We start from the raw sequence: 15,830 nt of genomic DNA on the forward strand, positions 1-15,830 counted from the left end.
AAAGAAAATTCAAGTGAACTTTTCCAAAAAGTGTGAAAATGCATGTAATATAGAATAATTCCAATCTAAGTATACAACTTTCTGAGGCAGAAACCAAACAATACAGAAGCATTTCTCACAATTTTTTTAGGTGCTCCCAAGATTTCTTCCCTTTCTTCTATCAATAAAAAAAGCCCTTCCTAAAAAAAGGAAGAACTAATCTCAATCTATCAACATTTTGACTTATCACTTGATTAGTTTTCGAAAATTGAAGCAGCTCGTCTTTGATGATAAAAATTCTAATCTTGTGATGAAAATTACGGATTGCTTGTAGTGATAGTTTGTTTTTAAACAACATGACTATAAAACAGGGGAGAAAAAGCCAAATCAAAAAAGTTTGTTTTGGTACCATTCTAAACAACATGACTCTAAAACGAATTGATAATTGAAGCCTTAACAAGTAATGTTTTGGCACCATTCTAAACAACATGACTCTAAAACCTTTTGATTTTGGTGCTAATGCATCAAAATGTTTTGGTACCATTCTAAACAACATGACTCTAAAACATGAACTAAATGTTTCAGATTCTCAAATAAGTTTTGGTACCATTCTAAACAACATGACTCTAAAACTCTGGTAAATTCTTAATGTCTGCATAGGTAGTTTTGGTACCATTCTAAACAACATGACTCTAAAACTAGCCTAAAATTAATACATCATTTTCGATAGTTTTGGTACCATTCTAAACAACATGACTCTAAAACATACCATCCGCAGTTGGTGTAAGTTCGGTTGTTTTGGTACCATTCTAAACAACATGACTCTAAAACATGACTATGCGAAAGTTAATCGTTTGTTACGTTTTGGTACCATTCTAAACAACATGACTCTAAAACAGAAAGTGGGGAATGCGTAATGCCGTACTTGTTTTGGTACCATTCTAAACAACATGACTCTAAAACCTCGGAGAATTATTTTTTCTCCATGATTCCGTATTCGCATCACTTATCTATAGCTAGATTTCAGTTTAGAAGGTCTGATTTTTTTTCTTCACGTTTATTATACCAAACTTTCTCCTTCTTGGCGGAAAAACCCACCATTTTTCAATGGTGGGTTTTCTTTATTTAGTAGCTGTAACAGCGAGCCAGATTTCACTATACTTAGCTTCTGCTGGTCCTTGATATTGCGTAAACGAAATTTCTGGTGCTGCAACGACTTGGTAACCAGATGAAGGCAACCATTCAGAGAATATCCTTGCCCAGGTTTCTTGTAATGTTTGTGGGAAAGGACCTTCATTTGGAAAAACCGCCCATGTATGAGCAGGTACGCTTAGTTGCTCCAAATCTTCATAGGTATTTTCTTGCGAAGTGGCAAAGCCAATCATGTGTGTCATTTCTCCACCTTCTGTTGTTCGTCCCTCTTGAAAGTCAAAAGAAGCATTTACTACTTGATGAGGATATATGTCATCAAATGTATGCATTTCCGCTCGTTGTTGTGGTGTAATGCGCTGTGCTAATTCCATGATTGCTTGATTTTCCCCTTGATACTGCAAGGGAACCTTCTGACTAACTCCGACTATTTGAAACGCTGGTTTTTCAATCAATTTAACATCCATTGATTGTCCTCCTTTAATATCAATATAGAAAGAGAATTTAGGGAACGTTTTTTGGATTTGTGTTTTCATTACTTCAGAAGGTGCTTGTCCTGACCAATCACGAAAAGCTCTTGAGAATCCTTCAATACTTTGATAACCATATTTAAAAGCTACATCTGTCACTTTTTCACCAGCAAGTAATGCTAAATTTGCTTCCGCCAAACGTCTCTTTTTAATATATTCAGCCAGACTCATCCCCGCAATAAACGAAAAAGTTCGTTTAAAATGGTAAACAGAAATCCCTGTCTTTTTCGCCAATTCATCGAAGGATACTTCTTCCGTTAAATGTTCTTCAATATAATCTATTGCTTGATTCAAATTTGCGAGCATCCGTGTCCCTCTCTTTCTATTTGAAAGTTTACTAAAGACCAACAAGGATGACTTGATTATTTAGAGCCAACATTCGTCAAGTCGCTACTCTTGATTCATAGCGGCTTTTAAGGCCTGTGCTAAAGCACTTTCTTCTGGTTCGTCTGGTTGTGAATATTTTTTCATCAAACGACGTTCTTCATGTTTAGTCATTTTTTGTTTTCGTTCTTTTTTATCGGGAATTTTTTCAGTAATCGAACAGAATTTACATTTGAAAGAACGACCATTTTTTCCTTCTATGATGACCATTTTTTTATGGCATTGTGGGCAACGGTGATTGGATACTTTAGGATCTTTTCGCCGACGATAAGAACATTCTTGGTTTGTACAAACGTAAATCTTCCCATCTTTCGTATTTTTTTCCCGTAAGTTTGAGCCACAATCTGGACATTTTTTTTGCGTAATGGAAAAATCTTGATATTTTTTCTCGCTTTGTTTAATTTCACGGACTAATTTTTTCGTATCCTCTTCAATATCCTTTAAGAAAAGTTGACTCTTTTGTTGACCCGAAGCGATTGCTTCGAGCGACTTTTCCCATTTTTCCGTTAGTTCAGGTGTCACAAGTGATGGATTCACCAAGTCTAATAGTTGCTTTCCTTTGGCAGAGACACTTAAACCGCTATTGGTTCGTTCCATCAATTCTGATTTAATCAGTTTTTCAATGATTTCAGCTCGCGTTGCCGGTGTGCCTAAACTGTGTTTCTCCATTTTTCCTAACAACGTTCCTTCAGTTAATGGTTTTGGCGGCGACGTTAATTCTTTGTTAATGGTAAAGTTTGGCGCAACGGTCATGCCTTTTTGCCATTGGACAGTGGACAGCGGCTGTTCAGCTGTTGTTTTCCAGCCAGCAACAACTACTTTATTTTGATGAAAGACAAATGTTTCTTTTCCAAAAGCGACTGTAACTTTTGTTTGTTTGGTTTGGTTTGGCTCAGCAAACAAACCTAAGAATCGTTGAACAATCATTTGATAGATTTTTTGTTCATCATTGCTTAGCTTTTCATAACGAGGACGTTGTTCAGTTGGAATCAATCCATGGTGATCCGTGACTTTTGCATTTTGGAAAACTTTTTGTTGTTTAACAACAGCCCCATTTTTAAGGTAGCCTTTCACTTCTGGTGAAAAATCAGCAATGGCTTGAAGGCGCTCTTTCATCGTTCCTTTCATATCCGTCGTTAGATATTTGCTGTCAGTTCGAGGATAGGAAACAATTTTATGGGTTTCGTATAAACTTTGTACAAGAGACAACGTTTTCTTTGCAGAAAATTGGAATCGCTGGTTGGCTTCACGCTGGATTTCGGTTAAATCATACGGTAACGGCGCATTTTCTGTTTTAACTTTTTCTTGGATATCGGTAACTAAGCCCTTTTGTTTTGAGAGTTCTTTGACTAATTGTTCTGCTTCCTGCCGTTCTTTTAAAGCGTATGGATTTTTTTGGGTCATCTTTGCTTTTTCTGATTCAACAGATAACGAGATAGTAAAATAAGTTTGAGGCTTAAATTGTTCAATCGTTTTCTCTTGTTGGCGTACCATTGCTAAAGTTGGTGTTTGAACACGACCTGCGGATAAGTTATCTTGATATTTCACTGTCAAGGCCCGTGTGACGTTTAGCCCCACTAACCAGTCAGCTTTTGCGCGCGCCAAGGCAGAATAATACAAATTATCGTAGTCTTTCGCTGGGCGAATTTTCTTAAACCCGTCTTTAATGGCTTTGTCTGTTTGAGATGAAATCCATAAGCGTTTGACTGGTTTGTTAAAACGGACATATTCTAAAATCCAGCGGGCCACTAATTCACCTTCACGACCAGCATCAGTGGCAATCACGGCTTCAGAAACATCTTTACGATTGGCTAATTGTTTAATCGCTTTTAATTGATGTCCCGTTTTCGGTAACGGTTTAATCCCTAAATTCTTAGGAATCATCGGTAAAGTTTCCATTTGCCACGTTTGCCATTCTTTGTTTAAATCTTCTGGCATTTTTAGTCCTAAGAGATGGCCTAAAGCCCAGGTGACAATCACGTTGGGTCCTTCATAATAATTCTTATTTTTTTGATTTGCTCCTAAAACGCGGCTTAAATCTTTTGCTACGCTAGGTTTTTCAGCAATAATTAATTGTTTTGCAACCACTAGTTTCGCTCCTTTTTGAGTGCTATCTTTTCGTATTATACCAAATATTGGTTCGATTTTCTCTAAATTCCGAGAATAGAAAAAGAGTTTAAAGAAAATTCCCTGAGGTTTTTCTTTAAACTCATGCGTTTCAAATAACTTTCCGTTTGCAGAATTTTGTTTTGCCAAAATGATTGGATATTGTGGTAAACTCAGCTTTATTTTCAAAAGTAACTGCATGATGATTTTCTAGTAATGCTAAACCGAAGTATTGTTGTAAATCTTCATCGCATTCTTCACACCAGCGTTCTTCCCCATCATTCCAGAAAGCCGTTAAATAATTAGGCTTTGTGTTGACGTATGTATAATTCTGAGAAAGTTTTTGCCAAACTTCCACATAATATGTCTCTGCATCGGTCAAGTTATCGAAGGTTTTTTCTTGAACAATGTCCTCTTGCCAATCATCAAAAAACCACCAAGGTTCATTGTCGCCATACATTGTAATTACTTGATACATTGAACCGCTCCTTTTTTTGCTACTGTAGGTATCATAGTCACTTTCTGAAAAAGTTGCAAGGATTTGGTTTCGGACTGAGAAATTTTTGAAATTTATTTTATCCTGCTACTTCTAAAGAAGCAATAAAATCTTCAATCATGCGACGATAACTTTCTTCCGGCGTGGCTTCTTCGCGTTGAAAATAACCTAAAAAACGTAAGGTAATATAGCCATGGATTAAACTACGTAATTCTCGACTTTTGTGCAGTCGTTCTTCATTATTAAATGGATAAAAAGCTAAAAGTTGTAAGATAATTTGATTGGTTTCATGGATGCCTTCAATTAATTGTTGGTTTTGCGTTTTCGGCACACTGATAAGTAATTCATAGACTGCAGAATTTTCAAAAGCAAATTGTTGGTACGTTTCAGCATATATCCGAATTGCTTCTGCGCCACTCTTACCCACTAAGGCTCTTCGCAATGCATCATTTAATTCTTGAATTAACAAGTCCACTAGAGCATTTTTTACTTCAGCAATATTTTTAAAGTGATTATAGAGTGAAGGATACTTGATGCCTAAATCAACGGCTAAATTTTGAAAGGTTAATTGGTGAACGCCCAATTCTTCCGCTAGGTTGCGGGCACTTTCAAGGATTTTGGCTTTCGTTAAATTCCGTTTTTTTGCCATCTTTCTGACGCCTCCAATTCTTAAATTTTGGACAAGTATTAGTTTATCATATCTATTGACTCTTTTTAAACTATAAATTATAGTTTATAATAATAATTTGTAAACATCATTTTTGAAAGAAGGCTGTTTGGCATGCATATTACCAACCGTTCTCATTTGGCCGATCGTTATGGCAAACGAACCAGTGCAGAATTTTTATTACACGAACGTCCTATTTTATCTTTTCCTATTTCTTTAGCGGCCATTCCTAAAGAAGCCCGCTATTTATCCTGGGAATTAATTGATTATGACACGATTCCTCTAATCGGTTTCCCTTTTATTCATTGGTTAGCTGCCAATGTTCCTGTAACCAATGAGATTCCTGAAGACTTTAGTCGAACAGCACTCAAGCCTACCATTCAAGGAAAAAATAGTCTTGCTTCTCCTTTGGGGAAACAGATGATTCCAGCGCTTGCCACTGAAACGTTACCTGAGTTAACCGAACGTTATCTGGGGTTAAGTCCTCGCTCTGGTGTGCACACCTATACGTTATATGTATACGCTACAAAAAATCCACTAAATTTAAAAGAAGGCTTTTTTGCGAATGAATTGCATCAAGCATTGAATGATCAACGACTCGCCAAAGCCAAATTTGAATTTCTTTACTAGAAAGTGAGGAAATAGAATGTATGAATTAATTAAAAGTAAAATTTTCCGTCCAAGACAACCTTGGGAAAAAAATCTGCTCGTTTTATGGTTTGGCACATTTATGGCTGGTATTGGCTTTAGCTTAGTGATGCCATTCATGCCTCTTTATATCAACACATTAGGTACTTTTACCCACCAACAATTGAATTTTTGGAGCGGAATCACGTTCTCCTCCACTTTTTTAGTCACGACCATTGTTTCTCCTTGGTGGGGCCGTTTAGCCGACCGAAAAGGACGCAAGTTAATGTTATTACGTGCTTCATTAGGGATGGCTATCGTCATTAGTTTAATGGGCGCAGTCACAAGTGTTTATCAATTGATTGGCTTGCGCTTATTACAAGGTGTTTTTTCTGGTTATATCAGTAATGCGACTGCGTTAGTTGCTACAGGCACACCTAAGGAAAAAAGCGGTCAAGTGCTTGGTACTTTAGCCACTGGTTCTGTTACCGGCACGTTGCTTGGTCCTCTTTTGGGCGGTGTCACTGCTTCTATTTTCGGTTATCGGCCAACCTTTTTCATTACTGGTACGATTTTATTACTCGTTTTTGTTTTGAGTCTCGTCTTTGTCCATGAAGAGTTTGTGCCAATTGAAAAAAATCAAGCCGCATCTGGGAAACAAATTTTAAAAAAACTAGAACATCCCCACGTGATTCTTGGAATGTTTATTACGACATTAATCATTCAAGCTTCCAATAATTCAATTAGTCCCATCATCAGTTTATATATTCAACAATTGTTGGGTGGTCACGGAAATGTCACCTTAATTAGCGGAGTCATTGCTTCTATTCCAGGGATTGCAACGTTAATAGCCGCCCCACGTTTCGGCCGGTTAGGCGATCGTATTGGTAGTGAACGCATCTTGACAATTGGCTTAATTTTAGCCATTTTCGTTTATCTACCAATGGCCTTTGTTCAAAATGTCTGGCAGCTTGCTATGCTTCGTTTCTTAGTTGGGATTTCCGATGCCTGTTTACTACCAGCTGTTCAAACGTTGATCACTCGTTATTCCCCAAGTGACGCTGCAGGTCGTATTTTCAGTTACAATCAATCTTTCCAAGCGACAGGAAATGTGATTGGTCCTATGATTGGTTCAAGCGTATCTGCCGCTTTCGGTTATCGTGGAGTCTTTATTTCCACTTCTTGTCTGGTTCTCCTTAACCTTCTATGGGTTCGTCGAAGCACCGCCGAATTAAAAAAAAGAGAAAAATGATGACTAAGTTATACACAGAAAAGTTATCCACAATTTGAATTTTTAATTTTTCTCTTTTTCTTATTTTAAAAAAAATAGGCATATAAAACAAAAAAGAAAAGCGGATATTTACTGGTTTTATGACCAGCATATCCGCTTTTCTTTTGGTTAACTCTGCGCTTTTTGTTTCACAACTCGTGAAACTTTTTAGACGTATTGTAGTTCTTTTTCATCTTGGTAGGCGCGATCAATTAAGCCGCCCCCTAAGCATTCCATCCCATCATAAAAAACAACAGCTTGACCTGGAGTGACTGCGCGGGCTGGTTCCTTAAACGTAACGGTTGCTTTTGTGCCATCTTCAGATAAGGAAACATGCACTGGGATATCTGCTTGACGATAACGGAATTTAGCCGTACAGTCAAACTCTTTTGGCATTGGCGTATCAACAGTAAAATGAACCTCACTAGCTTCTAAATGTGTTGCATATAGTTTTTCATGGTGAAATCCTTGTCCCACATATAATGTATTGGTAGTTAAATCTTTCCCAATTACAAACCATGGTTCTTGTGTTTTACCGCCGCCACCAATTCCTAAGCCTTGGCGTTGACCGATAGTATAATACATCAGACCATCATGTTGTCCTTTGATTTCGCCATCTTCTGTCACCATGTTGCCTTTTTTAGCTGGTAAATAATTACTCAAAAATTCTTTGAAATTCTTTTCACCAATAAAACAAACGCCCGTTGAGTCTTTTTTCTTGGCTGTGGCTAATCCAGCACGGTCAGCAATTGCACGAACTTCTGATTTTTCCATGCCACCCAATGGAAACATTGTTTTTGCCAATTGGGCTTGTGATAATTGGCTTAAAAAATAGGTTTGGTCTTTATTATTGTCAATTCCACGTAACATATGCACTACGCCATTTTCATCCGTTTCTACTTGCGCATAGTGGCCAGTTGCAACATAGTCAGCGCCTAGTTGCATAGCATAATCTAGGAATGCTTTAAATTTAATTTCTTTATTACACATGACATCTGGATTTGGTGTCCGTCCTAACCGATATTCTGCTAAAAAATATTCAAACACACGGTCCCAATATTCTTTTTCAAAATTGACCGAATAATACGGAATCCCAATTTGATCCGCTACTTTTGCGACATCTTTATAATCCTCAGTTGCGGTACAGACACCATTTTCGTCTGTATCGTCCCAATTTTTCATAAAGATCCCAATTACATCATAGCCTTGCTCTTTTAAAAGCAACGCTGTGACAGATGAATCGACACCGCCACTCATGCCTACCACGACACGCGTTTTGCTGTTATCTGCCATTTTATCACCATCATTTCAATTAGATTCTGAAATCATCCACGATTTGAAGGTCGTAACTTTTCAGTGCTTTTCATTATACTATTTTTTTGAAATAAGTAAAGCAAGCCGGGCGTATAATGAGAAAATACTTGGAACAAAGACACAGCCAACAAGCTGTTGCTTTCAAAGAAACAGAAAACCTGAAGGAACAAGCTACTTTCACTTGTTTCTTCAGGTTTCTCTAAATTATTCTACTTTCTCTAATACACCACGACTAATTAAGCCATCCATTAAGAAAAAGTATTTTTCTTTACTCATTTCATGTTGTTCATTCTTGAAAATATTCATTGGTTTTAAACCATTTGCCGTTGTAATGGACATTTTCAACTCTTTTAGATCAGCAGTGATCGTAATTTTCAATTTGAAGCCTTCATTTCTCTGAGGCGTTGGATCTAAGGAACGAATCAATTGAAAGTTCCCTGATTTTGTTTCAGTAAAGCCGTTATCTTTTAATGTATAGCGTTTTGCACTAGGATGTACTTTGTAAAAAACTGTTGAGCCTTCAACAGCAGCCGTTGTTGTAAATGCCATGGGTTCCACCTCGTTATTTTCATTGTTATCTTCATTATAGCGAAAACCTTTAGCTGCCGCAATCAGATTATTTTTTCAATTGTTGAATCACTGCAACTAGTACTTCAGAAAAAGTCGCAATTTCTTCTGGTGTGTTCCCGTAGCCAAAACTAATCCGGATTGATTCTTTAATAGCTGAGGAATTTTCTCCATACATCGCTGTCAACACGTGCGAAGGATCCACAGTTCCCGCTGTACAAGCCGAGCCTGTTGAAATCGCAATACCTCTTAAGTCCAAATGCATTAAGAGCAAATCACTGGGAATTCCTTTTAAATGAAGATTTAAGACATGCGCTAAACGATTGGTTGGTTCACCATTAATTGAAAAATCAATATTGGCTTCTTCTAACGCTTTTAAAATAATCGTTTGAAAACTTTGATAAGCTGTTTTTCTTGCTTGCTTTTCTGTAGAAGTTAGTAATGAAACGGCAGTACCCATGCCAATAATTCCAGCTAAGTTTTCCGTGCCCGCACGTCGTTTTTCTTCTTGTTCCCCACCATGTAAAAGAGGTGGTAATTGGATTGCATCGCTTTTAAATAAAAAACCTACGCCTTTTGGACCATTGATTTTATGAGCGGAAATACTTAATAAGTCGATCCCTAATTCATGAGGTAAAATGACTTCACTTCCATAAGCTTGGACGGCATCTGTATGAAAAATCGCCGAATGATTTTTAAGAATTGCACCAACTTCAGCAATCGGTAATCGATTTCCAATTTCATTATTGCCATACATCATTGAAACCAAGATCGTTTCTTCGCGTAAAGATTTTTTGAATTGATCCATTGAAATCTGACCATTTTCATTCACAGGCAAGTAAGTCACTTCAAAGCCTAGCGTTTCTAAATATTCCATCGTTCGTAACACAGCGGGATGTTCAATTGCCGTAGTAATAATATGTTTTCCTTCTTTTTGACGAGAAAAAGCAACTGCCAAGATAGCTGTGTTATCCCCTTCTGTGCCACCACTATTAAAAATAATTTCGTGGGGTTTGGCTTGTAAGCTCTCGGCAATCGTTTGACGCACTTCTTCCAGAAGACCGTGTGCCTTTCGTCCAAACTGATGAATACTTGATGGATTGCCAAAAGTCGTTTGCATATTTTCAGTCATCGCTTGAATGACCGTTGGATGAAGCGGTGTTGTTGCCGCATGATCTAAATAAATGGGTTCCAAATGACTCGTCCCTTTCCTTATGTTCTGGCGTTATTCTAGCATAAAAAGCTTAAAACACAAAATCAGAATACTTTCTCTTCTATTTATTAAAGAGATAAGAAAAATAGGCCCAACACTATTAAAGTTGTTAGACCTATTTCTAGTTTAAGGAATCACTTATTCTCCTTTTGGTTCTAAACGGAATAATGGACTCATTGGTTTATTTTCATGAATACGAAGTAACGCTTCCCCCATTAATTCAGCGCAAGAAATAATATTCAAGGTTGCTGGTTGGCGGTCTGCTGTCGTATAAACAGAGTCAGTAATACTAATTTCCTTAATTGGCGCATTTTCTAAGGTTGCTTTTGCGCCTTCTGATAACAAACCATGCGAGGTGCAAGCATACACTTCTTGCGCACCATTTTTCATTAAAACTTCCGCCGCTGTGGCTAACGTTTGACCAGTATTCAAAATGTCATCAACAAGAATACATTTTTTCCCAGCGACATTCCCAATAACGTAACCTTCTTGGCGCACCCCATCAATCTCTTCATGGTCGACAATTGCTAAGGTCGCATCTAAGTACTCCGATAAACTACGTGCGCGTTGAACGCCACTGTTTTTAGGCGAAACAATCACAATTTCTTCCCCTACTAATGCTTGTTGACGATAATAATGAGCAAACAAAGGCATTGTAAATAAATTATCTACTGGGATATCAAAAAATCCTTGGACTTGAACAGTATGCAAGTCTAATGTTAACAAACGTGTTGCGCCTGCCTCTACCAACATATTAGCAACTAATTTCGCAGTAATGGGTTCTCTTGGTTTCGCTGTGCGGTCTTGGCGAGCATAACCATAGTAAGGCAAAATAACATTAATTGTTTTTGCGCTAGCACGTTTTAATGCATCAATTAAAATAAGCAATTCCATCAAATGATCATTTACAGGGGCATTCGTTGCTTGGATGATGTAGACATGATCGCCACGAATACTTTCTTCAATATTAATTTGAATTTCGCCATCACTAAATTGGCGCACGGTGCTTTTTCCTAATTCTGTTCCTACTGATGCTGCGATTTTTTCAGCAAGTGGTCGATTTGCATTTAAACTGAAGATGCGTAAGGTGTCATCTTGATAGTTTTCGGTCATGATATCCTCCGTCAATATAAAATAATAGTCGTTTTCATTCATATTCTACCATTTTTTGTCATAAAAATCATGGGATCCTCCTTAATTTATTGAAAGAAACGGTTTTCTTTGTGAAAAAAGCGCTTATATTTAGGTGCACCTAAAAATTGTTTGCATTTTCTTAAACTATCCCTTATACTGATTTTAAGGCAAACCTAAAAAGGAGGAATTTCATGAGAAAAAGCTTTAACTTAGCTGTTCAAGCGTTAACCGTTCAATATCAAGGACGGACCGCTTTAAATAATATCCACGTTACTATTCCCTCCGGTAAAATTACTGGAATTATCGGACCAAATGGTGCTGGAAAGTCAACATTTATTAAAGGGTTATTAGGCTTGATTAAAACAAAGGAACGTGATGTTTTGTTAAATAATCAAGCGATTGACCAACAAAAAACAACCATTGCCTATGTAGAACAACGTAGCGCCTTGGATCTTAGTTTCCCAATTAGCGTTTTTGAAACGGTCTTGCTAGGAACCTATCCAAACTTGGGACTATTAAAACGCCCAGGAAAGAAAGAAAAGCAAGCAGCCATGGCTGCATTAAAAATGGTGCAATTAGAAGACTATGCGCAACGCCAGATTGGCGAACTTTCTGGTGGCCAATTACAACGTGTGTTTATCGCCCGTGTTTTGGCCCAAGGTGCTGAGGTGATTTTTTTAGATGAACCTTTCGTCGGCATTGATATGTCTAGTGAAAAAGTGATTATGGATATTCTCAAATCATTAAAAAATCAAGGTAAAATGATTATCATTGTTCACCATGATTTGCACAAAGTGTCCCACTATTTTGATGAATTAATCGTTTTGAAAAACCGGCTAATTGCTGCGGGTCCTGTTGAACAAACGTTTACTGCAGAAACGCTCCAAGAAGCATACGGTGATTTGTTAGGTGATTTATTAATACAGGGGGTTGCAAAATGATTGCTGCATTTATTGATGGTTTATTCCGTTATCAATTTTTACAAAATGCCCTTTTGACGTCTGTAATTGTCGGACTCATTTCAGGGGTAATTGGTTCATTCATTATTTTACGTGGGATGTCTTTGATGGGTGATGCGATTTCCCATGCTGTTTTACCAGGGGTCGCTGTTTCTTATATGTTTGGTTTCAATTATATTTTTGGCGCTTCTATTTTTGGCTTATTAGCTGCATTATCAATCGGCTTTATTACCCAAAAAAGTCCACTAAAAAATGATACTGCCATTGGTGTTGTCTTTAGTTCTTTTTTTGCTTTAGGGATTATTTTTATCTCTTTTGCAAAAAGTTCCACCGATTTATATCATATTCTGTTTGGAAATGTATTAGCGGTCGCAGATACCGATATTTTAATTACTTGTGTCGTCGGCGTGATTGTTTTGATTTTTGTGGCATTGTTTTATAAAGAGTTGCAACTCACTTCTTTTGATCCCACAATGGCTCAGGCCTATGGTTTAAATATTCAATTTTTCCACTATGCATTGATGTTTTTACTAACATTAGTCGCTGTTTCTTCTTTGCAAACCGTCGGAACTATTTTAGTCATTGCCATGCTGATTACGCCAGCGGCAACAGCTTATCTATTAACAAATCACTTACCGACAATGATTGGCTTAGCCTCTACTTTTGGGATTTTAAGTTCAGTGATTGGCCTATTCTTTAGTTATTCTTATAACTTAGCTTCTGGTGCGACGATTGTTTTAACCGCCGCCTTATTCTTTTTATTGGCTTTCTTTTTCTCACCAAAGAAAGGCCTAGTATTTGTAAACCGTGAGAAAGAAATGGAGGAATCAACGAATGAAAAAATTTAGTTTATTTTTTTTAACACTTTTAGCAGGGTTAACGTTAGCTGCTTGCGGGAATCAAGCAGCTGAAAAGAAAGAAAAATTAGCAATTGTGACAACGAACTCGATCTTATCCGATTTAGTGAAAAATGTTGGGCAAGACAAAATTGAGCTGCATAGTATTGTGCCAATTGGGACAGACCCTCACGAATATGAACCGTTACCAGAAGACATTGCGAAAGCTTCTGAAGCGGACATTTTATTCTTTAACGGCTTGAACTTAGAAACAGGCGGAAATGGCTGGTTTAACAAATTAATGAAAACGGCCAAAAAAGTTGAGAATAAAGATTACTTTTCTACAAGCAAAAATGTTACGCCACAATATTTAACAAGTGCCGGTCAAGAACAAACAGAAGATCCGCATGCTTGGTTAGACATTGAAAATGGCATTAAATATGTAGAAAACATTCGTGACGTGTTAGTAGAAAAAGATCCAAAAAATAAAGATTTCTATACAGAAAACGCGAAAAATTATACCGAAAAACTTAGCAAACTACATGAGGAAGCCAAAGCTAAATTCGCTGATATTCCTGATGATAAAAAATTATTAGTTACAAGTGAAGGTGCCTTTAAATATTTCTCCAAAGCTTATGATTTAAATGCCGCTTATATTTGGGAAATTAACACAGAAAGTCAAGGAACACCTGAACAAATGACCACGATTATTGATACCATTAAGAAATCAAAAGCACCTGTGTTATTTGTTGAAACCAGTGTCGATAAACGTAGTATGGAACGGGTCTCAAAAGAAGTGAAACGACCAATTTACGATACACTTTTCACAGACTCCCTTGCCAAAGAAGGAACAGAAGGCGATACGTACTACAGCATGATGAACTGGAATTTAACAAAAATCCATGATGGCTTAATGAGTAAATAAATAATAAAGAAGAAAGAACCAAGTTGACTCCCCCTCAACTTGGTTCTTTCTTCTTTATTTAACTAATTCCTCAATATCAATTACTCGATCCACAATTTCTTCATAAAAATCTGCTTCATGGGAAACCAGAAAAACCGTTCCTGGGTAAACGTGAATTGCTTCTTGTAAACTTTTTTTGGCCGCTTCATCAATATGATTGGTTGGCTCATCTAAAAATAACAAATTACTAGTTTGCATCATTAGTTCCGCTAGTTTTACTTTTGTTTGCTCACCACCACTTAACAGGGCTAACGACTGCATTGCTAACTTATCTGGTAAACCTGCTCTAGCCAAATGACTTCTTCGCTCTTTAATCGTTGTATCTGGAAAACGATCTGATAAATAGTCTAGCGGCGTTAACTGCTCATCAGGCCACGCTAAGTCTTGGGTAAAATAAGCAATTTTTGTATTCAGCGGATAATGAAATTCTCCATCTAATGAAGGAATCACTTTCGTCAACGTTTTAATTAATGTTGATTTGCCAATCCCATTAAAGCCTTTCAATGCGACTTTTTCACCGACATGAACCATTAAATCTAACGGTTCTAACAAAGGTTCCCGATAGCCGACAACTAACTTCTGGGTCGTTAGTGCTTGCGTTGCAACTAACCCTTGATAAGGAAATTCAATCGCTGGCTTAGTCAAGGAACCTGGCGGAGTCAATCGTTCTAACCGGTCCAATTGTTTTTGTCGACTTTTAGCCATCGTTGCTCGATTTCCAGCTTTGTATTTACGAATATAGGCTTCCATTTTTTCAATTTTTTCTTGTTGGGCCTGATACTGTTTCAAATAGGTTTGTTTATTCTGCTCTTTTTGTGCAAAAGATTTTTCTACATTTCCAGTATATTTGGTTAACTTGCCAAACTCAATGTCTGCGATGCAATTCGTCACTTCATTTAAAAATTGATAATCATGGGAGACTAATAGAAAGCTTCCTTCAAAATTATTCAGATAGCGAACAAGCCATTGAATATGTGTATCATCTAAATAGTTGGTGGGTTCATCTAAAAGTAACACATCAGGGGCCTCTAACAATAATTTTGCTAAAATCACTTTTGAACGTTGACCACCGCTTAGCTCCCCTAACTTTTTATCCAAACCAATTGCTTGTAGTCCTAACCCATTGGCTAAATCCTGAATAATCGTGTCAATTTGGTAAAAATTACTTTCATCTAAATCTGTTTGTAACTTGCCTGCTTGTTCTAAAAGTTTTTCCGAAGCCGTTTGACTGTATTCTTCATAAAGTTTTGTCAGTTTCGCTTCTTTATCAAAAAGTTCTTGAAAGGCTTGTTTCAAAAAATCAACCATCGTTAGTGATTGTTCTACAGAAACGTGCTGATCCAAGTACCCAATCTTACAATTTTTTTGCCACTGAATCGTTCCTTCGTCTGGCAATACTTCCCCCGTTAAAATTTTAATTAAGGTGGATTTGCCGACACCATTTTGGCCAGTTAAGCCTAAATGATCCCCTTTATTCACTTGCAATGAAGTCTCTTCATACAAGACCTTTTCGCCAAATCGATGCGTTAAATGTTCAATAGTTAAAATACTCATTTTCGTCACTTCTTTCTTGTTAACTGATTATTTTGGGACAACAAAAAAAGAACCACGTCTGCACGTCGTCCATCCTGACAG

Annotated in this window: 14 protein-coding genes; 5 read left to right on the forward strand and 9 right to left on the reverse strand. The window is 37.2% G+C overall.

The window, feature by feature from the left end:
* Nucleotides 1-1,100: 1,100 nt before the first annotated feature.
* From PYW42_RS08940 to PYW42_RS08955, 4 genes are all read right to left on the reverse strand, one after another.
* On the reverse strand, nt 1,101-1,964 hold the full coding sequence (locus PYW42_RS08940) for an AraC family transcriptional regulator (RefSeq protein ID WP_002411398.1): 864 nt from the start codon (nt 1,962-1,964) through the stop codon (nt 1,101-1,103).
* An 84-nt stretch (nt 1,965-2,048) separates the two neighbouring features.
* Entirely contained in the window at nt 2,049-4,130 is a 2,082-nt protein-coding gene (locus PYW42_RS08945) for a DNA topoisomerase III (RefSeq protein WP_002362072.1), read from the reverse strand.
* Nucleotides 4,131-4,260: 130 nt separating this feature from the next.
* Entirely contained in the window at nt 4,261-4,626 is a 366-nt protein-coding gene (locus PYW42_RS08950; RefSeq protein ID WP_002356966.1) for a DUF1033 family protein, read from the reverse strand.
* Nucleotides 4,627-4,723: 97 nt separating this feature from the next.
* A complete protein-coding gene (locus tag PYW42_RS08955) occupies nt 4,724-5,293 on the reverse strand; it encodes a TetR/AcrR family transcriptional regulator (protein WP_002411399.1) in 570 nt (189 codons plus the stop codon).
* Nucleotides 5,294-5,425: 132 nt separating this feature from the next.
* Between PYW42_RS08955 and PYW42_RS08960 the strand changes: the two genes are divergently transcribed.
* Nucleotides 5,426-5,941, forward strand: coding sequence for a YbhB/YbcL family Raf kinase inhibitor-like protein (locus PYW42_RS08960; protein ID WP_002362073.1), 516 nt, complete (start codon nt 5,426-5,428; stop codon nt 5,939-5,941).
* Nucleotides 5,942-5,957: 16 nt separating this feature from the next.
* Nucleotides 5,958-7,190 (forward strand): multidrug efflux MFS transporter, encoded by a 1,233-nt coding sequence (locus tag PYW42_RS08965; RefSeq protein WP_002369152.1) that lies wholly within the window; start codon nt 5,958-5,960, stop codon nt 7,188-7,190.
* A 186-nt stretch (nt 7,191-7,376) separates the two neighbouring features.
* Here PYW42_RS08965 and mnmA read toward each other — a convergent pair whose 3' ends face one another.
* The 4 genes from mnmA to PYW42_RS08985 form a co-directional block, all read right to left on the reverse strand.
* Nucleotides 7,377-8,501, reverse strand: coding sequence for a tRNA 2-thiouridine(34) synthase MnmA (gene mnmA / locus PYW42_RS08970; RefSeq protein ID WP_002356960.1), 1,125 nt, complete (start codon nt 8,499-8,501; stop codon nt 7,377-7,379).
* Between the two features lie 225 nt (nt 8,502-8,726).
* Nucleotides 8,727-9,071 carry a DUF1831 domain-containing protein gene (locus PYW42_RS08975; protein WP_002356959.1) on the reverse strand — a complete coding sequence of 115 codons (345 nt, stop codon included), beginning with the start codon at nt 9,069-9,071 and terminating at the stop codon, nt 8,727-8,729.
* A gap of 67 nt (nt 9,072-9,138) precedes the next feature.
* Nucleotides 9,139-10,284 (reverse strand): cysteine desulfurase family protein, encoded by a 1,146-nt coding sequence (locus PYW42_RS08980; RefSeq protein ID WP_002366913.1) that lies wholly within the window; start codon nt 10,282-10,284, stop codon nt 9,139-9,141.
* A gap of 156 nt (nt 10,285-10,440) precedes the next feature.
* Complete coding sequence (locus PYW42_RS08985; protein ID WP_010816137.1) at nt 10,441-11,415, reverse strand: ribose-phosphate diphosphokinase; 975 nt, start codon at nt 11,413-11,415, stop codon at nt 10,441-10,443.
* Between the two features lie 212 nt (nt 11,416-11,627).
* Here PYW42_RS08985 and PYW42_RS08990 point away from each other — a divergent pair, with 212 nt between their 5' ends.
* Genes PYW42_RS08990 through PYW42_RS09000 form a run of 3 tightly spaced genes read left to right on the forward strand, consistent with a single transcriptional unit; the run spans nt 11,628 to nt 14,156 of the window.
* Nucleotides 11,628-12,377 carry a metal ABC transporter ATP-binding protein gene (locus tag PYW42_RS08990; protein WP_002360005.1) on the forward strand — a complete coding sequence of 250 codons (750 nt, stop codon included), beginning with the start codon at nt 11,628-11,630 and terminating at the stop codon, nt 12,375-12,377.
* Nucleotides 12,374-13,243: a metal ABC transporter permease gene (locus PYW42_RS08995; RefSeq protein WP_002369145.1), complete on the forward strand. Its 870-nt coding sequence runs from the start codon at nt 12,374-12,376 to the stop codon at nt 13,241-13,243. The genes PYW42_RS08990 and PYW42_RS08995 overlap by 4 nt, the downstream gene beginning before the upstream one ends.
* Nucleotides 13,230-14,156, forward strand: a complete 927-nt coding sequence (locus tag PYW42_RS09000; RefSeq protein ID WP_002356954.1) for a metal ABC transporter substrate-binding protein — start codon at nt 13,230-13,232, stop codon at nt 14,154-14,156. The genes PYW42_RS08995 and PYW42_RS09000 overlap by 14 nt, the downstream gene beginning before the upstream one ends.
* A 54-nt stretch (nt 14,157-14,210) precedes the next feature.
* On the opposite strand, the gene PYW42_RS09005 is transcribed toward PYW42_RS09000, so the two are convergent.
* Complete coding sequence (locus tag PYW42_RS09005) at nt 14,211-15,749, reverse strand: ABC-F family ATP-binding cassette domain-containing protein (RefSeq protein ID WP_002411402.1); 1,539 nt, start codon at nt 15,747-15,749, stop codon at nt 14,211-14,213.
* Nucleotides 15,750-15,830: the final 81 nt, after the last annotated feature.

The organism is Enterococcus faecalis (assembly GCF_029024925.1).
GTDB classification, from domain to species: domain Bacteria; phylum Bacillota; class Bacilli; order Lactobacillales; family Enterococcaceae; genus Enterococcus; species Enterococcus faecalis.

What these genes read in the sequence shown, in the direction of transcription:
- mnmA (WP_002356960.1), bottom strand. Translation starts at nt 8,501, where the DNA reads ATGGCAGATAACAGCAAAACGCGTGTCGTGGTAGGCATGAGTGGCGGT.
- PYW42_RS08985 (WP_010816137.1), bottom strand. Translation starts at nt 11,415, where the DNA reads ATGACCGAAAACTATCAAGATGACACCTTACGCATCTTCAGTTTAAAT.
- PYW42_RS08960 (WP_002362073.1), top strand. Translation starts at nt 5,426, where the DNA reads ATGCATATTACCAACCGTTCTCATTTGGCCGATCGTTATGGCAAACGA.
- PYW42_RS08950 (WP_002356966.1), bottom strand. Translation starts at nt 4,626, where the DNA reads ATGTATCAAGTAATTACAATGTATGGCGACAATGAACCTTGGTGGTTT.
- PYW42_RS09000 (WP_002356954.1), top strand. Translation starts at nt 13,230, where the DNA reads ATGAAAAAATTTAGTTTATTTTTTTTAACACTTTTAGCAGGGTTAACG.
- PYW42_RS08995 (WP_002369145.1), top strand. Translation starts at nt 12,374, where the DNA reads ATGATTGCTGCATTTATTGATGGTTTATTCCGTTATCAATTTTTACAA.
- PYW42_RS08955 (WP_002411399.1), bottom strand. Translation starts at nt 5,293, where the DNA reads ATGGCAAAAAAACGGAATTTAACGAAAGCCAAAATCCTTGAAAGTGCC.
- PYW42_RS08965 (WP_002369152.1), top strand. Translation starts at nt 5,958, where the DNA reads ATGTATGAATTAATTAAAAGTAAAATTTTCCGTCCAAGACAACCTTGG.
- PYW42_RS08990 (WP_002360005.1), top strand. Translation starts at nt 11,628, where the DNA reads ATGAGAAAAAGCTTTAACTTAGCTGTTCAAGCGTTAACCGTTCAATAT.
- PYW42_RS08940 (WP_002411398.1), bottom strand. Translation starts at nt 1,964, where the DNA reads ATGCTCGCAAATTTGAATCAAGCAATAGATTATATTGAAGAACATTTA.
- PYW42_RS09005 (WP_002411402.1), bottom strand. Translation starts at nt 15,749, where the DNA reads ATGAGTATTTTAACTATTGAACATTTAACGCATCGATTTGGCGAAAAG.
- PYW42_RS08975 (WP_002356959.1), bottom strand. Translation starts at nt 9,071, where the DNA reads ATGGCATTTACAACAACGGCTGCTGTTGAAGGCTCAACAGTTTTTTAC.